17 protein-coding genes and 1 pseudogene are annotated in these 20417 nt (G+C 71.3%); 14 read left to right on the top strand and 4 right to left on the bottom strand.

Annotated features, from left to right (window positions below):
* Positions 1-13: 13 nt before the first annotated feature.
* Both AB0F01_RS16370 and AB0F01_RS16375 read left to right on the top strand, forming a co-directional pair.
* Positions 14-523, top strand: coding sequence for an ArsR family transcriptional regulator (locus AB0F01_RS16370; RefSeq protein ID WP_164333805.1), 510 nt, complete (start codon positions 14-16; stop codon positions 521-523).
* Positions 524-747: 224 nt separating this feature from the next.
* Positions 748-1791, top strand: coding sequence for an amidohydrolase family protein (locus AB0F01_RS16375; protein ID WP_362095355.1), 1044 nt, complete (start codon positions 748-750; stop codon positions 1789-1791).
* A gap of 178 nt (positions 1792-1969) precedes the next feature.
* On the opposite strand, the gene AB0F01_RS16380 is transcribed toward AB0F01_RS16375, so the two are convergent.
* Positions 1970-2779 (bottom strand): DeoR/GlpR family DNA-binding transcription regulator, encoded by an 810-nt coding sequence (locus tag AB0F01_RS16380; protein WP_362095357.1) that lies wholly within the window; start codon positions 2777-2779, stop codon positions 1970-1972.
* Between the two features lie 287 nt (positions 2780-3066).
* Here AB0F01_RS16380 and AB0F01_RS16385 point away from each other — a divergent pair, with 287 nt between their 5' ends.
* The 6 genes from AB0F01_RS16385 to AB0F01_RS16410 all read left to right on the top strand — a co-directional run bounded on the left by AB0F01_RS16385 (position 3067) and on the right by AB0F01_RS16410 (position 9207).
* Entirely contained in the window at positions 3067-4335 is a 1269-nt protein-coding gene (locus tag AB0F01_RS16385) for an extracellular solute-binding protein (RefSeq protein WP_362095360.1), read from the top strand.
* A 33-nt stretch (positions 4336-4368) separates the two neighbouring features.
* Positions 4369-5304 (top strand): sugar ABC transporter permease, encoded by a 936-nt coding sequence (locus tag AB0F01_RS16390; RefSeq protein WP_362095363.1) that lies wholly within the window; start codon positions 4369-4371, stop codon positions 5302-5304.
* The gene (locus AB0F01_RS16395) at positions 5304-6212 is read left to right on the top strand and encodes a carbohydrate ABC transporter permease (RefSeq protein WP_362095366.1); all 909 of its coding nucleotides are present in this window, start codon (positions 5304-5306) and stop codon (positions 6210-6212) included. Before AB0F01_RS16390 ends, AB0F01_RS16395 begins: the two co-directional genes overlap by 1 nt.
* A gap of 69 nt (positions 6213-6281) precedes the next feature.
* Complete coding sequence (locus AB0F01_RS16400) at positions 6282-7229, top strand: sugar isomerase (RefSeq protein ID WP_362095368.1); 948 nt, start codon at positions 6282-6284, stop codon at positions 7227-7229.
* Between the two features lie 222 nt (positions 7230-7451).
* On the top strand, positions 7452-8384 hold the full coding sequence (locus AB0F01_RS16405; RefSeq protein WP_362095370.1) for a 1-phosphofructokinase family hexose kinase: 933 nt from the start codon (positions 7452-7454) through the stop codon (positions 8382-8384).
* A complete protein-coding gene (locus tag AB0F01_RS16410) occupies positions 8365-9207 on the top strand; it encodes a class II fructose-bisphosphate aldolase (RefSeq protein ID WP_362095372.1) in 843 nt (280 codons plus the stop codon). Before AB0F01_RS16405 ends, AB0F01_RS16410 begins: the two co-directional genes overlap by 20 nt.
* 225 nt (positions 9208-9432) lie before the next feature.
* Here AB0F01_RS16410 and AB0F01_RS16415 read toward each other — a convergent pair whose 3' ends face one another.
* A complete protein-coding gene (locus AB0F01_RS16415) occupies positions 9433-10950 on the bottom strand; it encodes a catalase (RefSeq protein WP_362095375.1) in 1518 nt (505 codons plus the stop codon).
* Between the two features lie 564 nt (positions 10951-11514).
* On the opposite strand from AB0F01_RS16415, the pseudogene AB0F01_RS16420 reads away from it, so the two are divergent.
* From AB0F01_RS16420 to AB0F01_RS16430, 3 genes and pseudogenes are all read left to right on the top strand, one after another.
* Positions 11515-11604 (top strand): annotated as a pseudogene (locus AB0F01_RS16420) (MarR family transcriptional regulator); the annotation flags it as partial.
* A 163-nt stretch (positions 11605-11767) separates the two neighbouring features.
* Positions 11768-13057 (top strand): glutaminase, encoded by a 1290-nt coding sequence (locus tag AB0F01_RS16425; protein WP_362095378.1) that lies wholly within the window; start codon positions 11768-11770, stop codon positions 13055-13057.
* Positions 13058-13156: 99 nt separating this feature from the next.
* A complete protein-coding gene (locus tag AB0F01_RS16430) occupies positions 13157-13999 on the top strand; it encodes an alpha/beta hydrolase (RefSeq protein WP_362095381.1) in 843 nt (280 codons plus the stop codon).
* Between the two features lie 216 nt (positions 14000-14215).
* Here the strand turns inward: AB0F01_RS16430 and AB0F01_RS16435 are convergent, their stop codons facing one another.
* Together AB0F01_RS16435 and AB0F01_RS16440 are read right to left on the bottom strand one after the other, a co-directional pair.
* Positions 14216-15109, bottom strand: a complete 894-nt coding sequence (locus tag AB0F01_RS16435) for a fructosamine kinase family protein (protein ID WP_362095384.1) — start codon at positions 15107-15109, stop codon at positions 14216-14218.
* A 22-nt stretch (positions 15110-15131) separates the two neighbouring features.
* Positions 15132-16652 (bottom strand): xylan 1,4-beta-xylosidase, encoded by a 1521-nt coding sequence (locus tag AB0F01_RS16440; protein ID WP_362095387.1) that lies wholly within the window; start codon positions 16650-16652, stop codon positions 15132-15134.
* Positions 16653-17057: 405 nt separating this feature from the next.
* On the opposite strand from AB0F01_RS16440, the gene AB0F01_RS16445 reads away from it, so the two are divergent.
* From AB0F01_RS16445 to AB0F01_RS16455, 3 genes are read left to right on the top strand one after another with little or no spacing between them, the layout of a single operon-like run.
* Positions 17058-18347, top strand: a complete 1290-nt coding sequence (locus tag AB0F01_RS16445; protein WP_362095390.1) for an extracellular solute-binding protein — start codon at positions 17058-17060, stop codon at positions 18345-18347.
* Between the two features lie 10 nt (positions 18348-18357).
* On the top strand, positions 18358-19380 hold the full coding sequence (locus tag AB0F01_RS16450) for a sugar ABC transporter permease (RefSeq protein WP_362095393.1): 1023 nt from the start codon (positions 18358-18360) through the stop codon (positions 19378-19380).
* Positions 19380-20273, top strand: coding sequence for a carbohydrate ABC transporter permease (locus AB0F01_RS16455; protein WP_362095396.1), 894 nt, complete (start codon positions 19380-19382; stop codon positions 20271-20273). Before AB0F01_RS16450 ends, AB0F01_RS16455 begins: the two co-directional genes overlap by 1 nt.
* Positions 20274-20417: the final 144 nt, after the last annotated feature.

The raw sequence follows: 20417 nt of genomic DNA on the forward strand, positions 1-20417 counted from the left end.
ACCCAACGAGACCATGACTGACCACGACGACATCACTCCCGACGCGAGTCCCCTCGGCGCCTCCGGCTCCGAGGGGGTCGGGGACGCCGAGGCGTCCCTCATCAGCGAGATGGGCTCGCTGATGGAGCGCTGGGGCCTCCCGCAGGCCACCGGCCGCCTGTTCGGCTACCTCCTGCTGCGCAACAAGCCGGTGGACCTCGACACCATGACCCGCGAACTGGGCCAGGCCAAGAGCGGACTGAGCGTGGCCGCCCGCCAGTTGGAGGCGTGGGCTCTGGTACGGCGCTCCACCCGTCCCGGCAGCCGGCGGATCGACTACGAGGCGGTGGGCGACCTCCACCACCTGCTGCTGGTGAACAACGCCCACATGCGCAAGTTCGCCGAGACGCTGAGCTCGGGCATCCCGGTGGCGCGCGGCGAGGCGCGGGACCGGCTGGCGTCGCTGGCCGAGCTGTTCAACGGGTACGTGGAGCAGACCGAGGCGCTGGTGGCCGAATGGGAGGCCCGCCGCGCCGCCCCCTGAGTCCGGGACGGCCGTCCACGGGCGGACGGCGCGCCGCCGACGTGAACGTGACCGAACCCTCCTCCGGCTCCCGCTCGCCCCCCTCGCGGCGTGCGGGCTCCGCCCCTGACTCCCGGCTCCCTGCTTCCGACGCCCCACTCCCTCCTCCCGCCCCCCCCTTCCTCCCGACTTCCGACTTCCTCCCGACTCCCGACTCCCGACTTTCGACTCTCGACGGAGTGCTCGTGAACGTGTCGTGCGGCCTCGTGCCGAGCAACGGAACAGCGGCGGCCGGCGCCGTGGCGGGCCCCGCCGCCCCGAGTCGCCCGCCGGTCGTGGACGCCTGCTCGCTGGTGTACGACGACGCGGCCTGGCGGGTGTACCTGAACCGGCTGGGCGAGAACGCCCCCGAGTACCTGGACGTGTTCTCCGCTTCCTTCTGCCGGTACTTCGACGCCCCGCACCCCGCGTACCGCGACGCGCTGGCCGTGTGCTGGCAGGACGCGGTGGACGTACTCCTGCCCCCGGGCCGGCCGCCCTTCGACCTGGCCGCGCACCTCGCGGACCGGCGACGGCAGGGCGTGACGGCGGAGTTCGCCATGGGCTCGGCCGAGCGGCTGCCGGACGGCCGGACCGTCAACGAGTGGCTGCTGGAGACCGTCCGGGACGTACGCGACCGGATCCACGTCTGGGCCGGGATCTCCCTGCGCGACCCGGCCGCCGCACTGCGGGAACTGGAGCGGTCGCTGGCGGCGGGGGCGACCGGACTGTGCGTGATCCCCTTCCTGGACGGCACCGATCCGGCCGATCCACGGTTCGCGCCGGTCTGGGACGCGGCGGCGTCGGCGCGGCTGCCGGTCTGGCTGCACACCGGTCACCACTTCGCCCGGAGCCACCCCAGCGGTCTCGGCAGCTGGCGTACGGTCGAAGCGCTGGCGGGCCGCCATCGCGAGCTGCTGCTCGTCGCCGGGCACGCGGGCTGGCCCGACGTGCGCGAGACGCTGCTCACCGCCGCCCGGCATCCGGGGGTCTACCTGGAGTTCTCCTCGCACCGGCCCCGGCACATGCCCAAGCCCGGATCGGGCTGGGAGCCGCTGCTCCACCACGCCCGGGGGCTGGCCCGGGACCGGGTCCTGTTCGGCACCTCGACCTGGGTCAATCCCGGGCCGACCGGGCCGCTGGCGGACGAGCTGACCGCGCTCGGGCTGCCGGACGACGTGGTCACCGCCTGGCTCGCGGGCAACGCCGGGGCGCTGGTCGCCCGGTCCGCCGGAGCGCACCCGGACTGAGCGAGCCGTCGGCCGTCACCGCTGACGCCTTGTCACTCCTCCCTGATTCGAGACCTTCTCCAACAGGAACGTCCACGTCTTCGACATGGCCGTCGTCCCCTGAACGCCTGAACGTCCGGATCGGCGACCCCCCGGACACGCCTGCGGCCCGCCCCGTGCGGGTCGCCAGGCCATGGTGTCAGACGGCGTGGACCTTGATCCCCGCCTCGGTGAGCCGGTCCCTCGTCCCGGTGGGCAGCGCGGAATCGGTCACCAGGACGTCGACGCGGTCCAGCCCGCAGATCCTCGCGAAGGCACGCCGGCCCATCTTCGAGGAGTCGGTGACCACGATCACGCGGCGCGCCCGCTCGGCGAACAGGCGGCTGATGCTGGCCTCGTCCTCCTGGTGGGTCATCAGTCCCAGCTGCGGGTCGACGCCGTCGACCCCGAGGACGGCCACGTCCAGCACCACCTCGTTCAGCACCCCCACGGTGAGCGGTCCGACGAGTTCGTAGGTCTGGGGGCGGGCCACCCCGCCGGTGACCACGATCTTCACCCGCGGACGCACCGCCAGCTCACCGGCGATGTTGAGCGCGTTGGTGACGACGGTGAACAGGGGCACCGAGGCGTCGGCCGGGTCCCGGCGCCGCCGTTCGCCGCCGCCGCCCGTGCGCAGCGCCAGGGCCCGTGCCACCTCGGTCGTCGTGGTGCCGCCGTTGAGCCCCACCACGTCGCCTTCGGCGATCATCTCGGCCACGGCCGCCGCGATGCGCTGCTTCTCCGAGGCGTGGCGGGAGGACTTGTAGCGCAGGGGCAGTTCGTAGGAGACCCCGTGCGCGACGGCTCCGCCGCGGGTGCGGACCAACATCTGCTGCTCGGCCAGTTCGTCGAGGTCCCGGCGGATGGTCGCGGGCGACACGTCGAGCGCGGTGGCGGCTGCGTCGACGTCGAGTCTGCCCTCGGCGGCCAGCAGTTCCAGCAGCTTGCTCCACCGATCGTGCTTGGACATGTGACGGGCTCCCTCGGCCTCGGTACTGCGCTCTCGACACATTAAGGGACACCGGGCCGGTGCTGAGCGACGGAGGCACCGCGCATGAAGGCGTTCGATCCGATGCGGTTTCTTGCACGCAAGTGCATCTCACCGGCCACCCCGGTGCAACTTTCACGCCAAACCCTCTAGACCGGGGGCCCTCTCTCCTGAATACTGCCGTCCACGATAAGTGCTCGGAGATGCTCTAAGCGCTGACTATTCGAGCAGCTTCGCTCATCTCTCAGGAGACAAGGCGGTAGACGGCAGTGAAGAAGAGAACAGTCCTCCTCGCGGCGGCCTGCACGGCAGGCGCTCTGACCCTGACCGCGTGCGGGAGCGGTGACGGCGGCGGGTCCGCCGACGGAACCACGACCCTGAAGCTCGTCGCGGCCGACTACGGCGACAAGGCGTCCAACAGTTCCACCCTCTACTGGGAGGACCTGGCCGAGCGCTTCGAGGCCGCCAACCCGAAGATCGAGGTCGACGTACAGGTCGTCAACTGGAACGACATCGACGCGCAGGTCAAGACGATGATCCAGAGCGGCAACATGCCGGACCTACTGCAGACCGGCGGCTACGCCGACAAGGTCGCCGACGACCTCCTCTACAAGGCGGAGGAGGTGCTGTCCCCGGCCACCCGCGACAACTTCGTCGACTCCTTCGCCAAGGCCGGCGAGGTGGACGGCGTGCAGTACGGCATCCCCTTCGTCTCCTCGGCCCGCGCCCTGTTCTACAACAAGAAGATCTTCGCCGACGCCGGTGTCACCGAACCCCCGAAGAGCTGGGACGACATCGCAGAGGCCGCCGAGCGCATCAAGGAGAAGAGCCCCGGTGTCATCCCGTACGCGCTGCCGCTCGGCCCCGAGGAGGCGCAGGGCGAGACCCTGATCTGGGAGCTCGGCAACGGTGGCGGCTACACCGACGCCGAGGGCGAGTACACCCTCGACAGCGACGCCAACATCGAGACCTTCGAGTGGCTGCGCACCAACCTCGTCGAACCCGGACTCACCTACAAGAACCCCGCCGCCACCGACCGCAAGACCGCCTTCGCCGACTTCGCCGCCGGCAAGGCCGGGATGCTCAACGGCCACCCGTCGCTGATCCAGATGTCCAAGGACGGCAAGGTCGACTACGGCGTCGCGCCCATCCCGGGCAAGGACGGCGTGCTCGACTCCACCCTGGGCGTGGCCGACTGGATGATGGCCTTCAAGGACCGGGGCAACCGGGAACAGATCAGGAAGTTCCTCGACTTCGCGTACTCCAAGGAGAACACGCTGAAGTTCGACGAGATGTACAACCTGATGCCCGTCACCGAGGACACGCTGCAGGAGATGACGTCCAGCGGCAAGCACAAGGACCTCGAACCGTTCTTCGAACTGCTGCCCAAGGCCTCCTTCTACCCGCTCGGCGACACCACCTGGGACGCCGTCTCCGCGGAGATCAAGAAGAGCGGCGGCACCGCTGTCGGCAAGGACCCGGCCGGGGTGCTCGGCAATCTGCAGAAGAAGGCCGAACAGGCCGTCGCCGACCAGTAGATCCCCCAGGCACCGACACACGGAAGGCACCCCGTGTCCAGCAATGTCACCTCCGGCGGCCGCCGGCCGCCCCGTACGGGCCGGGGCGGCGGCCGTCGCTCCGGCCTCGGCCGGCTGGGGCCGCTGCCCTGGATCGGCCCCGCCGTCCTGCTGATCGTGTTCGTCGTGCTCTGGCCCGTCTACGAGATGGTCCGCACCTCGTTCCTGAAGATCAGCGTCAGCGGTTTCGTCCGGGGCTGGGCCGGCCTGGACAAGTACCGGCAGTTGTTCGACGAACCGGACCTCGGCTCCGTGATCACCGCCACCGTCGTGTGGACCGTCGGCGTGGTCGCGCTGACCATGCTGCTCTCCCTCGCCCTGGCCCAGCTCTTCAACCAGCAGTTCCCCGGCCGTCGCGTGACCCGGTGGGCGCTCATCGCCCCGTGGGCGGCGTCCGTGCTGATGACGGCCATCGGCTTCAAGTGGATGCTCGACCGGACCGCGGGCGTGCTGAACACCGTGATGACCGACCTCGGCGTCATCGACTCACCCCGGGACTGGCTCGGCGACCCCGCGACCGCCTGGCCCTGGATGATGTTCGTCGCGGTCTTCGTCTCCCTGCCCTTCACCACGTACACGCTCCTCGCCGGGCTGCAGACCGTCCCCGGCGAGGTGTACGAGGCGGCACGGGTCGACGGGGCCGGCGTCTGGCAGACCTACCGCCGTGTCACCCTGCCGCTGCTGCGCCCGGCGTTCCTGGTCGGCGTCGTCATCAACCTGATCAACGTCTTCAACTCGTTCCCCGTCATCTGGGGCATGACCCGGGGCGGCCCGGACAGCGACACCGCGACCACGACCGTGTTCATGTACCAGCTCAAGAGTTCCGACATCGGCGAGTCCGCGGCCATGTCCGTCGTCAACTTCGCCCTGGTCGTCGTGATGGTGGCGGCCTTCCTGAAGGTCAGCCGCTGGAACCAGGAGGAGGCGTGATGGCCCAGCAGACGGTTCCGCCCGCTCTCGGCGCCCCGAAGGCGCCCTCACCGGGCGCCGAGCGGCCCGCCGGCACGGTCCGGCCGCGGCGCGCGCTGCGGCCCCGCACGATGGTCGTCGCCGCCGTCGCCTGGCTGATCGCCGCCGTGTTCCTGCTGCCGTACGTGCAGATGATGATCACCGCGCTCCGCCCGGCCGGCGAACTGCGCGACGCCACCTACCTGCCCTCCGAGTTCGCCTGGTCCAACTTCATCGACGTCTGGCGGGAGTCGAACCTCGGCAGCAACCTCCGGGTCACCCTCCTGGTGGCCGGCGGTTCGACGCTGCTGGTCCTCCTCGTCGCGATACCGGCCGCCTACTACACGGCCCGCATCAAGTACCGCGGGCGCAAGCTGTTCCTGCTGCTCGTCCTGGTCACCCAGATGTTCCAGCCCACCTCCCTGCTGGTGGGCCTCTACCGCGAGTTCCACCAACTGGGCATGCTCAACTCGGTGTGGACCCTCGTGCTGTGCAACGCCGCGTTCAACCTGGCGTTCGCGATCTGGATCCTCACCGCCTATTTCTCCGCCATACCCGTGCAGTTGGAGGAGGCGGCCATGATCGACGGACTCGGCCGGGGCGGCGCGCTGCTCCGGGTGACCCTGCCCCTGGCCCTGCCCGGGGTCGTGACCGCGGTGATCTTCACCTTCATCGCCGCGTGGAACGAGTTCGTCATGGGCCTGACCCTGTCCACCGTCCCGGAGAGCCAGCCCCTGACGGTCGGCATCAACAGCTTCATCGGCAACTACACCGTCCAGTGGAACTACCTGTTCGCCGCCTCCGTGATCGCGATCGTGCCCGTCGTGGTGCTCTTCGCCTTCATCGAACGCCACGTGGTCTCCGGACTCACCGCCGGTTCGGTCAAGTAGGCCGCCCCGTCCCCCCCGTTCCACCCCGCCCCGCCCGTTCCACCCCGTCACTCGAAGGAGTACGCCGTCTTGTCCGCCACCAGTTCCTCCCTCACCTCGGCCGAGATCGCCTCCCAGCCCTCGGTGTGGCGCCGGGCCGCCCGGTCGCTGCCCCAGCACTCGGCGGCCCTGCCGCGACGAGGCGAGCGCGTCGCCGTCGTCGGCTGCGGCACCTCCTGGTTCATGGCCCAGTCCTACGCCGTCCTGCGCGAGAGCGGCGGCCACGGAGAGACCGACGCCTTCGCCGCCTCGGAGTTCCCGTACGGCAGGCACTACGACCGGATCCTGGCGATCACCCGGTCCGGCACCACCACCGAGGTGCTCGACCTGCTGCACCGTGTCCGGGGCACCATGGCCACCGGCGCCGTCACCGCCGACCCCGCGTCCCCCGTGACACGGGCCGCCGACGCCGTCGCCGTCCTGGACTTCGCCGACGAGGAGTCGGTCGTCCAGACCCGGTTCGCCACCGCCAACCTCGCGCTGCTCCGCGCCCACCTGGAGTCGGAGGGTGCCCTGCCCGCCGGGGTACGGCCCCTGGACGACGCGATCGGCGACGCCGAGCGGGCCCTCACCGAACCCCTCGGCGCCGCAGTGAGCGGAGCCGAACAGTTCACCTTCCTGGGCAGCGGCTGGACCTGCGGCCTGGCGCTGGAGGCCGCGCTGAAGATGCGGGAGGCCGCCGGCGCGTGGACCGAGGCGTACCCGGCGATGGAGTACCGCCACGGGCCCATCAGCATCACCGGCCCGGGACGGATCGCCTGGGTCTTCGGCGAGCTCCCGGAGGGACTGGCCGACGACATCGACCGGGTCGGGGGCACCCTGGTCGCCGACTCGGCCACGCCCGCCGGCCTGGACCCGCTCGCCGACCTCGTCCGCGCCCAGCGCCTCGCCGTGGCCTGCGCCGAGGCCCGCGGGTACGACCCCGACCGGCCCCGCAACCTCACCCGGTCCGTCGTCCTGCAGGACGGCCATGTCTGAGGGACGCGCTCCGGCACCGGTCACGGCCGGCGGTCCCCCCGCGGCCGGGGGGCGGCGTCCGCTCCCCGGCCGCGGCCTGCCGTGCGGCCACCGGCGGCGCCGGCCCGGGGCGGCCCGGCCGGCCTCCGGCGGCCCGCCCGGGTGCGGTGGGTCCGGGGTGGCCCGCGGGCGCGGCACCGGCCCCCGCTCCGGGGCCGGGCACCGGACGGAGGCCCGGTACCCGTGATCCTCACCGTCACCCCCAACGCCGCCCTCGACGTCACCTACGGCGTCGACAGCCTGCGCCCGAACACCTCCCACCGCGTCGGCACCGCGCACCGGCGCGCCGGGGGCAAGGGCGTCAACGTCGCCCGCGTCCTCGCCGCCCTCGGGCACGACGCCACCGTCACCGGCCTCGTGGGCGGCCCCACCGGCGCGCTGCTGCGGGACGACCTGCGCGCCGCGGGACTGCGCGACGCGCTCGTCCCCGTCTCCGGCGACTCGCGGCAGACCGTCACCGTGGTGTCCCACGAGGACGGCGACGCCACCGTGTTCAACGAGCGCGGTCCGCAGGTGACCGCGCAGGAGTGGCGTGCCTTCACCGACCGCTTCGCGTCGCTGGTGCGCGGCTTCAAGGTGGTCGCGTTCTGCGGCAGCCTGCCGCCGGGGCTGCCGTCCGACGCGTACGCGCACCTGATCCGCGTCGCCGCCGGGGCCGGAGCGGTCACCGTGCTGGACACCAGCGGTCCCGCGCTGCTCGACGCGCTGGGCGCCGGTCCCGACGTCGTCAAACCCAACACCGCGGAGCTCTCCGCCGCCACCGGACACGAGGACGTCCCGGCCGCCGTGGCGCGTCTGCGCGCCCTCGGAGCCCGTGCCGTCGTGGTGTCGGCGGGTCCCGAGGGCCTGCACGCCGTGACGCCGGACGGCAGTTGGCGCGCCGCGCCGCCGGAACGGCTCGCCGGCAACCCCACCGGGGCCGGCGACGCGTGTGTCGCCGCGCTCGCGGCGGGCCTGGCCGCCGGCGGACGCTGGCCCGACATCCTGCGCGAGGCCGTGGCCCTGTCGGCCGCCGCCGTCCCCTGCCCCCTGGCCGGCGACGTCGACACCGGCCTCCATCAACTCATCCGCACCACCGTGACCGTGGAGGACGTCCATGCCCCTGAGCCCCACTGACGACATCGTCGGCCCCGCGTCCCGAGCCGGCGTCGGCGTCGGGGCGTTCAACGTGGTGCTGCTCGAGCACGCCGAAGCCATCGTGAGCGGGGCCGAAGCCGCGGGGCGGCCCGTGATCCTCCAGATCAGCGAGAACACCGTCCGCTACCACGGCGCCCTCCCGCCGATCGGCCTCGCGACGCTGGCCGTCGCGCGCGCGGCGCGCGTGCCGGTCGCCGTCCACCTCGACCACGCGCAGTCCACGGATCTGGTGCACGAGGCCGTGCGACTCGGCTTCACCTCCGTCATGTTCGACGCCTCCACGCTCCCCTACGAGCAGAACCTGAAGGCGACCCGGGAGATCACCGACCACTGCCGTGCCCATGGCGTGTGGGTCGAGGGGGAGCTCGGCGAGGTCGGCGGCAAGGACGGCGCGCACGCTCCGGGCGTGCGCACGGATCCCGCGGAGGCACGGGACTTCGTCGCCGCCACCGGGGTCGACGCCCTGGCCGTGGCGGTGGGCAGCTCCCACGCCATGACCACCCGGGACGCCGTCCTCGACTTCGCCCTCATAGCCGAACTGCGTGCCTCGCTGGACGTCCCGCTGGTCCTGCACGGCTCGTCCGGCGTGGCCGACGCCGACCTCGCGCACGCCGTCGAGGCGGGCATGACGAAGGTCAACGTCTCCACCCACCTGAACAAGGAGTTCACCCGGGCCGCCCGTACCCACCTGGACGCCCACCCGGAAACCGTCGACCCCCGCAAATACGTCGGCCCCGCCCGCGACGCCGTCGCGGGCGAAGTGGCTCACCTGTTGAAGGTGCTGCACGGCGGGCTCGGCTGACGAAGGCGCCCCCGCGCCCCGGGCCGCTCGCTCCACGGGCGGCCCGGGACAGCTGTGCCGGCGGAGCCGGTGGCGCTTCTTCGGCCCGCCGATGAGAAGGGGCGAGGGGACGACCGGGGCGGAGGTTCGCGGGGGCCTCGTACGGGCGGCGGCGTCGTGCCCCGTGCGCGCGGTGCCGCCGCCCTGTCGCCGCAGCGAGCCGTCACGGCCCGCCCGACCGTCACCTCACGCCTTGTGCTGCATGCTGCTCCGCGCGGGGTTGGCCTGCTCGGCGGCCTTGGGGTCCTTCTCGTGGGCCTTGGCCCGCACGCCGTCGGCGATGCGCTTGCCGATGTTCGCGTCGATGTTGGACCAGTAGGTGAAGGCCCGTTCGAGCACGGGCTCGGTGACGCCGTTGAGCAGGTGGCCCACGACGTTGTCGACCAGGCGGTCGCGGGCGGCGTCGTCCATGACCTCGCGCACCAGCGTGCCGGGCTGGCCCCAGTCGTCGTCCTCCGCGTGGGTGACGTAGGCGGCGCGGGTGATCTCGCCGTCGGCGTGCCAGCTCGGCGGGCTGCCGTAGCGGGCGGTGTCGGCCGCCGGGCCGCCCTTGGAGTTCGGCGCGTAGACCGGGTCCCTCCGCTTGTGGTACGCCATCGCCCCGTCCTTGGAGTACGTGTGGACGTCGACGACGGGGGCGTTCACCGGGAGCTGCTGGTAGTTTCCGCCGATGCGGTAGCGGTGGGCGTCGGCGTAGGAGAACAGCCTGGCCAGGAGCATGCGGTCCGGGCTCGGTCCGATGCCGGGGACGAAGTTGTTCGGCTGGAAGGCGGCCTGCTCGATCTCCGCGTGGTTGTCGGTGGGGTTGCGGTCGAGCGTCATCCGGCCGACCGGGATGAGCGGGTAGTCGCCGTGCGGCCACACCTTGGTGAGGTCGAACGGGTTGAAGCGGTAGTCCGCCGCCTCCGCGTACGGCATGACCTGCACGTACAGGGTCCAGCTGGGGAAGTCGCCGTCCCGGATGTGCTCGAACAGATCGCGGGTGTGGTAGTCCGTGTCGGCAGCGGCCATCTGGTCCGCCTCGTGCTGGGTGAAGCACTCGATGCCCTGGTCGGTCTTGAAGTGGTACTTCACCCAGAACCGCTCACCCCGCTCGTTGATCCACATGTAGGTGTGGGAGGTGTAGCCGTTCATGTGGCGCCAGGTCCGCGGGATGCCGCGGTCGCCCATCAGCCAGGTGACCTGGTGCGCGGACTCCGGTGAGAGGGTCCAGAAGTCCCACTGCATGTCGTGGTCGCGCAGGTTGTTGTCCGCGCGGCGCTTCTGGGAGCGGATGAAGTGCTGGAACTTCATCGGGTCCTTCACGAAGAACACCGGCGTGTTGTTGCCGACCATGTCGTAGTTGCCTTCGCTGGTGTAGAACTTCACCGCGAAGCCGCGCGGGTCGCGCCAGGTGTCCGGGCTGCCGCGTTCGCCGGCCACCGTCGAGAAGCGGATGACCAGGTCGGTCGTCACGCCCGGCTGGAAGAGCGCCGCCCTGGTGTAGGCGCTGACGTCGTGGGTCACCTCGAAGTGACCGAAGGCGCCGCTGCCCTTGGCGTGCGGCTGGCGTTCGGGGATCCGCTCCCGGTTGAACTGCGCCATCTGCTCGATCAGATAGGCGTCCTGCAGCAGGATCGGTCCACCGGGGCCGATGGTGAGCGAGTGCTCGTCGCTCTCGGCCGGGGCACCCGAGTCGGTGGTGGTGTGGGGGACCTCCGTCATGGTTCTGCCTTCCTCTCGTGGCCGCGACGAGCGGGCTGCTCCGGTGCCGGGCGGCACGACGGCCGCGTGCCCGGCTCCGGGCGGGCGGCTGCCCGTCCGCGCCGATCCACGGCGCACACCGCGAAGCTCTCCTCGGCGGCTCCCCGGCGGCTCGTCCCGCTGTCCGCACGTCGCGTCACCCGGAACCGCCGCGGCAAACACGTCACGACCGATGATGTGGCAGGAACGTCTCCCCCGCACGCCCGGCGGGGGCAGCGCGCATCGGTCAGGGGCCCGGTGCGGGAGCCGCGTGGACACGGTGCGTGACCGGCGGGCCGGCCGCCGCGGACGGCGGCACCCGCCCACGCCCTCGCCGCACCGCCCGGGAGCCGGTCCGGACCCGGTCGGCGGAGCGCCTCCCGCAGCCGATCTGCGGCTTCGGCCACTGCGGGATCCGAGGGCTGACCGGGTCGGTGATGTCGGCGAACTCGTCGTGCCGCTGGGGGAACTGGGCGGCGTAGGGGCGGACTGGGGACGACGCACGTCCCGGACGCGCGCACGTCGGCGCGTGCCTGCTCGACCACCGAGGAGGCGGCTCCGCGGCACGTGGAGCACGTCCGCCGCCTGCTCGTCGACGCCCTGACACCCCGCCGGCCCGACACGCTCGCCCGGCTGTGCCCGGCGTCGCCGCCCCGCAGTGTCGTCCCGGCCCGTCCCGTCCTCCCCGGGGCCGGGACGGTGACGCGCCGGAGGGGGCGGGGCCGGGCGCGGCTTGGTTCCGCTGCGGACCCGGCGTCGATGTCCCACCATGGAGACGGCGACCGCGTAGGGAGGACGAGTGCGTCCCATCATTCCCGACTACCTGGCCGAGGCACTGGGCGATGTGGAGGCGGACACCTCCGGTGAGCAGGCGGGGTACATCCCCGAGCTCGCGCGGGCGGATCCCGATGTCCTCGCGGCGGCCTTCGTCACCGTCGACGGTGAGACCTACGGCGCCGGTGACACCGGGACCGCGTTCACGATCCAGTCGGTCTCCAAGCCGTTCGTGTACGCACTGGCCCTGGCCGACCGGGGCTTCGAGGCCGTGCTCGGCCGAGTCGGTGTCGAACCGTCCGGTGAGGCGTTCAACGAGATCTCCCTGGAGAGCGGCACCGGGCGCCCCCTCAATCCGATGATCAACGCCGGTGCCATCACCGCTCATTCCCTGGCCGGCGCGGAGGGTCTGAGTCCGGCGGCACGCGTGGAGCGGGTGATCCGGGGCCTGTCGGCGTTCGCCGGCCGGCGACTGACGGTGGACGAGTCGGTGTACGCGTCGGAGAGGGAGCACGCGCACCGCAATCTCGCCATCGCCCACATGCTCCGCAGCTACGACATCCTCTCCACGGACGCGCAGGCGACGACGGACGGGTACGTCCGCCAGTGCTCCGTGCGCGTCACCACGACGGACCTGGCCGTGATGGCCGCGACGCTGGCCAACCGCGGGAAGAACCCGCTCTCCGGTGAGCAGGTGGTGCCGGAACCGGTGGTGCGTCAGGTGCTGAGCGTCATGTTCAGCTGCGGAATGTACGACGCCGCCGGTGACTGGGCGACGCAGGTCGGCATCCCGGCGAAGAGCGGCGTGGCGGGGGGCCTCATCGGCGCGCTTCCCGGGCAGGTCGGCATCGCCACGTTCTCGCCGCGACTGGACTCCCACGGGAACAGCGTGCGCGGGGTGTCGTTGTTCGAACGCTTCTCCTCGGACATGGGCATGCACGTGATGGACGTGTCCGCCCCGGCGCGTGCGACCGTGCGGTCCCACCACGTCGTCGGCGCCGGACCGAACGCCCTCCGCGTGCTGCAACTGCAGGGGGGTATCGGATTCGCGGGTGCCGAGAAGGTCCTCCGGGAGTGCGTGGACGCTCCCTTTCCGGAATCCAGGGTGGCTTTCGACCTGAGCCGGGTCCACTCCCTCGACGACGTGGCACGGCGCATGCTGCTGGAGGTCGTGCGCCGGCTGACGCTGGACGGTCACGAGGTCTTCCTCGTCGACCCCGACACGATCATGCCCGACCCCGATCCCGGCGACGGAGGCCGCGTCACCGTCGTGACCGGTGCCGATCACGCCGTCGTACCGCCGGTCGCGCCCTGACACCCCAGGGCATACGCGCTGCTCAGCGGTCCACACGGCCGGGCGCACACGAACGGAGGCCGGACGTCACAGGGCCGGCCCCGGAAGGGAGCAGACACCATGGGATTCATCACCGTCGGCCAGGAGAACAGCACTCCGGTCGAGCTCTACTACGAGGATCACGGGTCCGGGCAGCCGGTCGTCCTGATCCACGGATACCCGTTGAACGGGCACAGCTGGGAACGGCAGACGCGCGAGTTGCTCGCGCGGGGCCACCGGGTGATCACCTACGACCGCCGGGGCTTCGGCCAGTCGTCGAAGGTGAACTCCGGTTACGACTACGACACCTTCGCCGACGACCTGAACACCGTCCTCGAAACGCTCGACCTGCGGGACGTCGTCCTCGTCGGCTTCTCGATGGGCACCGGGGAACTCGCCCGCTACGTGAGCCGCCACGGGCACGAGCGGGTCGCCAAACTGGCGTTCCTCGCCTCCCTCGAACCGTTCCTCGTCGCCCGCGACGACAACCCGGACGGCGTCCCGCAGGAGGTCTTCGACGACATCGTCGCGTCCGCGAAGGGGGACCGGTACGCCTGGTTCACGCAGTTCTTCTCGAACTTCTACAACCTCGACGAGAACCTCGGCACACGGATCAGCGAGGAGGCCGTCTCCGGTGGCTGGAACGTCGCGGTCCGCAGTGCGCCGGTCGCCGCGTACGCCGTGGTGCCGGCCTGGATCGAGGACTTCCGCGCCGATGTCGAGGCGGTCCGCGCGAGCGGCAGGCCGGTGCTGATCCTGCACGGCACCAAGGACAACATCCTCCCGGTCGACGTCACCGGACGCCGGTTCCACCGGGCCGTCCCGGAGGCCGACTACGTCGAGATCGAGGGGGCGCCGCACGGCCTGCTCTGGACCCACGCGGACGAGGTCAACGCCGCACTGCGCGACTTCCTCGCGAAGTGACGGTGGATCGCGTGCGGCACCCGCGCCACCCGCGTCACGGGTCGGCCTGAGCCGTCCCGGACGGCGTCCCACCGGCGGAAGCGCGTCCCTTCGTAAGCACCGGCGAAGGGGCGCGCCACCGCGCCCGCGGCCGGCGCCGGGAGAGGGTGCGTGGGGCGGTGGCGGTGGCGGTGGTGGCCGGTTCCGCTACGGGCCGCGGGGCTTCGGGGCGGAGGTTCAGGGCCGGCGGAACGGGGCGAGGGTGGCGCGGACGTGGTCGGCGGCGCCCCAGTCGGGGTCGAACTGGGCGATGACGGCGAGGTGTTGACGGAGCTGGAGGAGGGGCATCCGGGTGCGCCAGTCATCGTCGAGCCCGGTCAGTTCGGCGTACAGGCCGAAGAACGCCTGTGCCTCGGGCGGTGGCGCCGTCGTCCACAGGTGGGCGAGGTCGGTCTCGGCCCACGTGTACGACACGGCCGGGTCGATGAGCGCGGGACGCCCGTCGGGCCCGGCCATGACGTTCTGCGTCCAGAGGTCGCCGTGCGTCAGGCAGGCGGGCCGGGCGGGCAGCAGCTCGGGCAGCCGGTCGCACAGCCGTTCCAGGGCCGCCCGGTCGGCGGCGTCGAGCGTCTCGCGGACGCGTGGCTCGTCGAGCCAGCGCAGCAGACGGTGGCGGGCGAAGAACTCGAACCCGTCGTCGGTCCAGGTGTTGACCTGCCGGCGGCGGCCCAGCCAGTTGTCCCGGTGCCAGCCGAACCGGGGGTGCCGGGTGGTGGTGTGCAGGTGGGCGAGGGCGTGCGCGAGCTGCTCCCAGAAGGCCGCGGTGTCCCGTCGGGGGCTCAGCACGGACAGGACGAGCAGGTCGCGGTCCGCGTGGACGATCCGGGGCGTGGTGATGCCGCCCGCCTCGCGCAGCACGGTGAGCCCTTCGGCCTCCGCGGCGAAGACGTCGTCCGACGGCGGCTCGTCGAAGGCTTTGACGAACACCGTCGTGCCGTCGCCGACGTGTGCGAGGCCCGCGGTGGCGGCGAGGCCCCCGGTGACCGGTTCGACGGCGACGACGTCGGCCGGTCCGGCCGTGCGGAGACGTTCGAGGAGGCGGTCGAGCAGGAAGGACGGCGTTCCGGTCACGGCTGTGCTCCTCTTCGGGATGTCACGCGTCCCCCAGTCCGAGCAGCCGGTCGTCGCTCCACCACGGCGGTGTCTCGTCGACGACGGGGGTGAGTTCCAGCAGTGTCACCTCGTGGCGGGCCAGGACGAGGTCCACGTCGGCGCGCCCGCCGGTGACGGGCACGCTCCGGTGGGAGCGGGCGGGTTCGGCGGCCTCGCGCAGGGCGTCCAGCCGGCGGTGGTCGGGGGCGAGCGGCCGGCCCATCTCGCGCCAGGCGGCCCAGGGGTTGCCGGCGTCCTCGCTCACGGAGCGGCGCAGGGCGAAGGCGGAGCCCCGCGTGTCCGGGGTGCCGAGGGGCAGGGACAGCCGGACGGTGTGGCCGTCGACGGGTTCGCCGCCGCCGGGGTCCGCCGGTGCCCAGGCCAGGACGGTCACGCGTCCGTCGTCGTGGCGGGTCACCAGGTGGTCCTCGCCCCGGGCGAGGATCCGCTCCCCCATCGCGGCCATGAAGGTGTACAGGTGGTAGGTGGGCTTCTTGATCTGACGGTGGGCCAGCAGGCCGAAGCCGCCGTGGAACGGGGTGGTGGGGACGCCCACCTCCTCGAACACGTCGCAGAACGTCCAGTAGGCGAACGAGTCCGCGAGGTCGCCGCCGTTCGCCAGGACGGGGGCGAGGTAGGCGGCGTGGAACGCGGTGTCGTGGACGGGGTTGTCCGGGCGGTAGGAGGAGTTGAACTCGGTGATGTGCAGCGGCAGTCCGGCGAGACCGGTGCCCGCCAGCTGCCGCCGGGGGGCGCCGAACTGTTCCAGCAGGGCGGACGCCGGCATGAGGGTCTGGTGGGCGCCGAACGGCACGGGCTGGACGGGGCCGGAGGAGTAGGCGTGGCGGCTGACGAAGTCGATCGGCAGGCCGCGGGTGTCGACGAATTCCGCGAAGCGCCGGATCCACTCGTCCTGGTAGCCCGGCGCCAGTGAGGGGCCGCCGACCTGGAGTTCGGCGTCGACCTCCTTGACGGCCAGGGCGGTGACCTCGTAGAGGCGGTGGTAGGCGTCCTGGCCGGCGGACCAGAACGCCTCCAGGTTGGGTTCGTTCCACACCTCGATCGGCCAGCGGCGCACCTGGTCGATGCCGTAGCGGTCGACGAGGTGCCCGACGACGGCGCGGACGAGGGCCGCCCATTCCCTCTCGTCGCGGGGTGGGGTGATGTTGCCCTTCCACCAGAAGACGGTGGCGTCGCCGGAGGCGAGCTGTGAGGGCATGAAGCCGAGTTCGAGGAAGGGCGCGATGCCCAGTTCCAGGTAGGTGTCGATGACCTGGTCGACGTAGGTGAAGGCGTGGCGCACGTGCCGCTCGCCGGCGTGTTCGTAGGGCTGGTGCACGCCCGCCCCGTCGCTGAGCAGGCCGTGGCCGCGGATGTGGCGGAAGCCGATCTCGCGCTGGACGAGGGCGAGCGACGCGTGGTGGTCGCGCCGCAGCGCGAGGTCGAACCGGCCGGTGCCGACGCAGTGGCGCCAGGCGTCGGAGAGCCGGGTTGTCGGCTGCCGGGGGACGGCGATCCGCATGGGGGTTCCTTCGCTGCGGTGGGGAACGGGGAACGGGCGGGGAACGCCGGGGGGCGGGCGGCGGGTGGGCCGGCCCGGCTCTCGCTCGGCGTGCTGCGCACCGTAGGGAGACGCCGAAAACGGTGTCAAGACGCCCGCGCGGCCTGCCGGTCGGGCGTACGGCGCCCGCGCGGCCGGGGTGGGCGCGGCGGTGTGCGTACGACCTTGTCACCCCGCCTGTCCGTCATCACGAACAACGCCCGCCAAGCCGGTAACGATTGGGCAACTTGCGAAAACTCTTTATTGCTTGCCGTTCATTTCTGGCGGTACACCTTGCTCCTACCTCGCAGACGGTTCATTAGTTTGCGCAAACTGCCAGCAGCATCAATGGCTCGTCCACGGACAACGGAGCAGGGAGTTCCCACGATGACGAGGAGAACCCGCAGCGCGACGGCTGCCTCGATCGGCCTGTGCCTGGCACTCGCCGCGGTCGGCTGCGCCGGCGGAGACGACGGCGGCGGTTCGTCCGGCGGCCAGGGGACGGTGACGCTCTGGACGAACGCGATGGAAGGGCGCGGGGCGGAGTTCTGGAGGGACGCCGCGAAGGCCTACCACGAGCTGCACCCCGACGTGACGATCAAGATCCAGTCGGTCCAGAACGAGGACCTCGACGGCAAGCTGCAGAACGCGCTCAACTCGAACTCCGCGCCCGACATCTTCCTGCAGCGCGGTGGCGGCAAGATGCAGGCCATGGTCGACGCCGGCCAGATCAAGGAACTGGAACTGACCGACACCGACCGGGGCAACGTGGGCGAGGCGGCCCTCGAAGGCGTCTCGATCGACGGCAAGGTCTACGCGATGCCGCTCGACACCCAGCCCGAGGGCATCTACTACAGCAAGGACCTGTTCGAGAAGGCCGGCATCACCGCGCCGCCGAAGACGATGGACGAACTCCGGGACGCCGTCGCGAAGCTGAAGGCGATCAAGGTGGCCCCGATCGCGGTCGGCGCCAAGGACGCCTGGCCGGCGGCGCACTGGTACTACAACTTCGCCCTGCGCGAGTGCAGCCAGGAGGTCATGCAGGAGGCCGCGAAGTCGCTCACCTTCGACGACCCGTGCTGGACCGAGGCCGGTGACGACCTCGCCAAGCTCCTGGACACCGAGCCCTTCCAGAAGGGCTTCCTGACGGCGACGTCGCAGCAGGGCGCCGGATCCTCGGCGGGCATGATCGCCAACCACAAGGCGGCCATGGAGCTCATGGGCAACTGGAACCCCGGTGTCATCGCCGACCTGACCCCGGACAAGAAGCCCCTCCCGGACCTGGGCTGGTTCCCCTTCCCGTCGGTGTCCGGCGGCAAGGGCGACCCGACCGCCATCATGGGCGGCGCCGGCGGCTACTCGCTCTCCAAGAACGCGCCGGAGGAGGCCCTGGGCTTCCTCCGGTTCGTCGTCACCAAGGAGCAGCAGGAGGCCTACGCCGAGGCCTTCGACACCATCCCGGTGAACAAGCAGGCGCAGGGGGTCGTCACCGAGCCCTACAACATCTCGGCCCTGGAGGCGTTCAACAAGGCCGCGTACTCCATGCAGTTCCTCGACACGGTGTACGGCCAGAACGTCGGCAACGCCATGAACATCGCCGTCGTGAACCTCATGGCCGGCAAGGGCACGTCCGCCGACATCGTCAAGGACGTCAAGGCCGCCGCCGAGAAGGGCTGAGTCAGCAGACATGAGCGACACCCTGGGCACCGACACGGCCGACGGCCGCACGTCGCAGGGCACGCCCGGAGCCGGGGACGCGGCCACGTCCGTGCCCCCGGCTCCGCCGCGAGCGGCCGCCCACCGCCGACGGCGTGCCCGGACCCGACTGGAGATCGCGGTCCTGTCCGCGCCGGCGGTCATCACGTTCCTGGCGTTCGTGATCTTCCCCGTGGTGCTCGCCGGGTACTACGGCTTCTACCAGTGGAAGGGCTACGGAGAGCCCACCGACTGGGTCGGCCTGAACAACTACAAGCTGATCCTCACCGACTCCGCGTTCCACGACGTGCTGTGGCACAACGGCCTGATCCTGGTGCTCTCCCTGGTCATCCAGGGTCCGCTGGCGATCGGCCTGGCGCTGCTGCTCAACCAGCGGATCCGCGGCCGTTCGACGATCCGCGTCCTGATCTTCGTGCCCTACATCATCTCCGAGGTCATCGTCGGCACCGGCTGGAGCCTGATGCTCCAGAGCAACGGCGCGCTCAACGACCTGCTGCACCGCATCGGCCTGGGCTCCCTGGAAGCGGACTGGATCGCCGACCCGGACCTGGCGATCTGGACGCTGATGGGCATCATCACGTGGAAGTACATCGGCTTCGCGGTGATTCTGATGCTCGCCGGCCTGCAATCGATCCCCGACGAGATCTTCGAGGCCGCGCAGATCGACGGCGCCTCCTACTGGCAGATCCAACGCCGCATCACGCTGCCGCTGCTGGGGCCGACGATCCGCATCTGGGCGTTCCTGTCGATCATCGGCTCGCTGCAGTTGTTCGACCTCGTCTACATCATCTGGGGCCAGTACGTGTCGGGCACCGCCGGCACCTCGACCATGGCGATCTACATGCTCGCCCAGGGCCGCAACGCCGGGAACTACGGCTACGGCAGCGCCGTCGCGGTCGTGATGTTCCTGATCTCGCTCATCGTCGCGCTGGTCTACCAGCGCCTCGTCCTGCGCCGCGACCTCAAGGGCGCCGTCACCGAAGGGACCGTGTGATGAGTGCGACGACCGCCCCCTCCCGGGCGTCCCGCGCGCCGGAGCCGGCGAAGTCCGCCGGCCGCCGCGACCGGCCGCAGAAGTGGGGCAGCCCCGTCACCTACTTCGTGGCGCTGCTCTTCGTCGGCGTCTGCGTCGCACCGGTGCTCTTCATCGTGCTCGGCGGCTTCCGCACCAACGCGCAGATCACCACCGACCCGGCCGCGCTGCCCCGCCCCTGGGTGACCGGCAACTACCTCGGCGTCCTGAAGTCCCAGGTGTTCTGGGGGGAGTTCGCCAACTCCCTCGTCGTCGCGGTCACCAGCACCGTCGGCATCGTCACGCTCGGGCTGATGGTCAGCTTCGTCATCGCGCGCTACGACTTCCGGCTCAAGGGCGCGATGTACTCGCTGTTCGCCGCCGGGCTGATGTTCCCCATGGTCATCGCGATCACCCCGCTGTACCTCGTCATCAAGGACCTGGGCCTCGTCGACAACCTGCTCGGCGTGATCATCCCGCAGATCGCCTTCGGTCTGCCGACGACCGTCATCATCCTCGTGCCCTTCCTCCGGGCCATCCCCAACGAGATCGAGGAGGCCGCAGCGATCGACGGCATGAGCCGGATCGGGTTCTTCTTCCGCATGGTGGTGCCGCTGTCGCTGCCCGGTGTGGTCACCGTCGGCATCCTCGGGTTCGTCGGCAGCTGGAACAACTACCTGCTGCCCCTGTACGTCCTCAACTCGCAGGCCAACTTCACCCTGCCGCTCGGCGTCCAGGTCTTCTCCTCCCAGTACTCCACCGACACCGCGAAGGTGCTCGCCTTCACCTCGCTCGCCATGCTGCCCGCGCTGGTCTTCTTCTCGGTCTTCGAGAAGCGCATCGTCGGCGGCCTCACCGGTGCCGTGAAGGGCTGATCCCCGCACCGGATCGGTGCCCGGGCCCGCCCCCGGTCCGTGCCCGGACCCGTACCGGCACTCGCACCGGACCGTGCCGCGCCTGCCCCTGCCACGCCTCCGGCAGGGGCAGGCGGCTGACCGGCGCCCCGGTCCGTGACCCCC

This window comes from Streptomyces sp. NPDC029526, assembly GCF_040637405.1.
Taxonomy (GTDB): Bacteria; Actinomycetota; Actinomycetes; order Streptomycetales; family Streptomycetaceae; genus Streptomyces.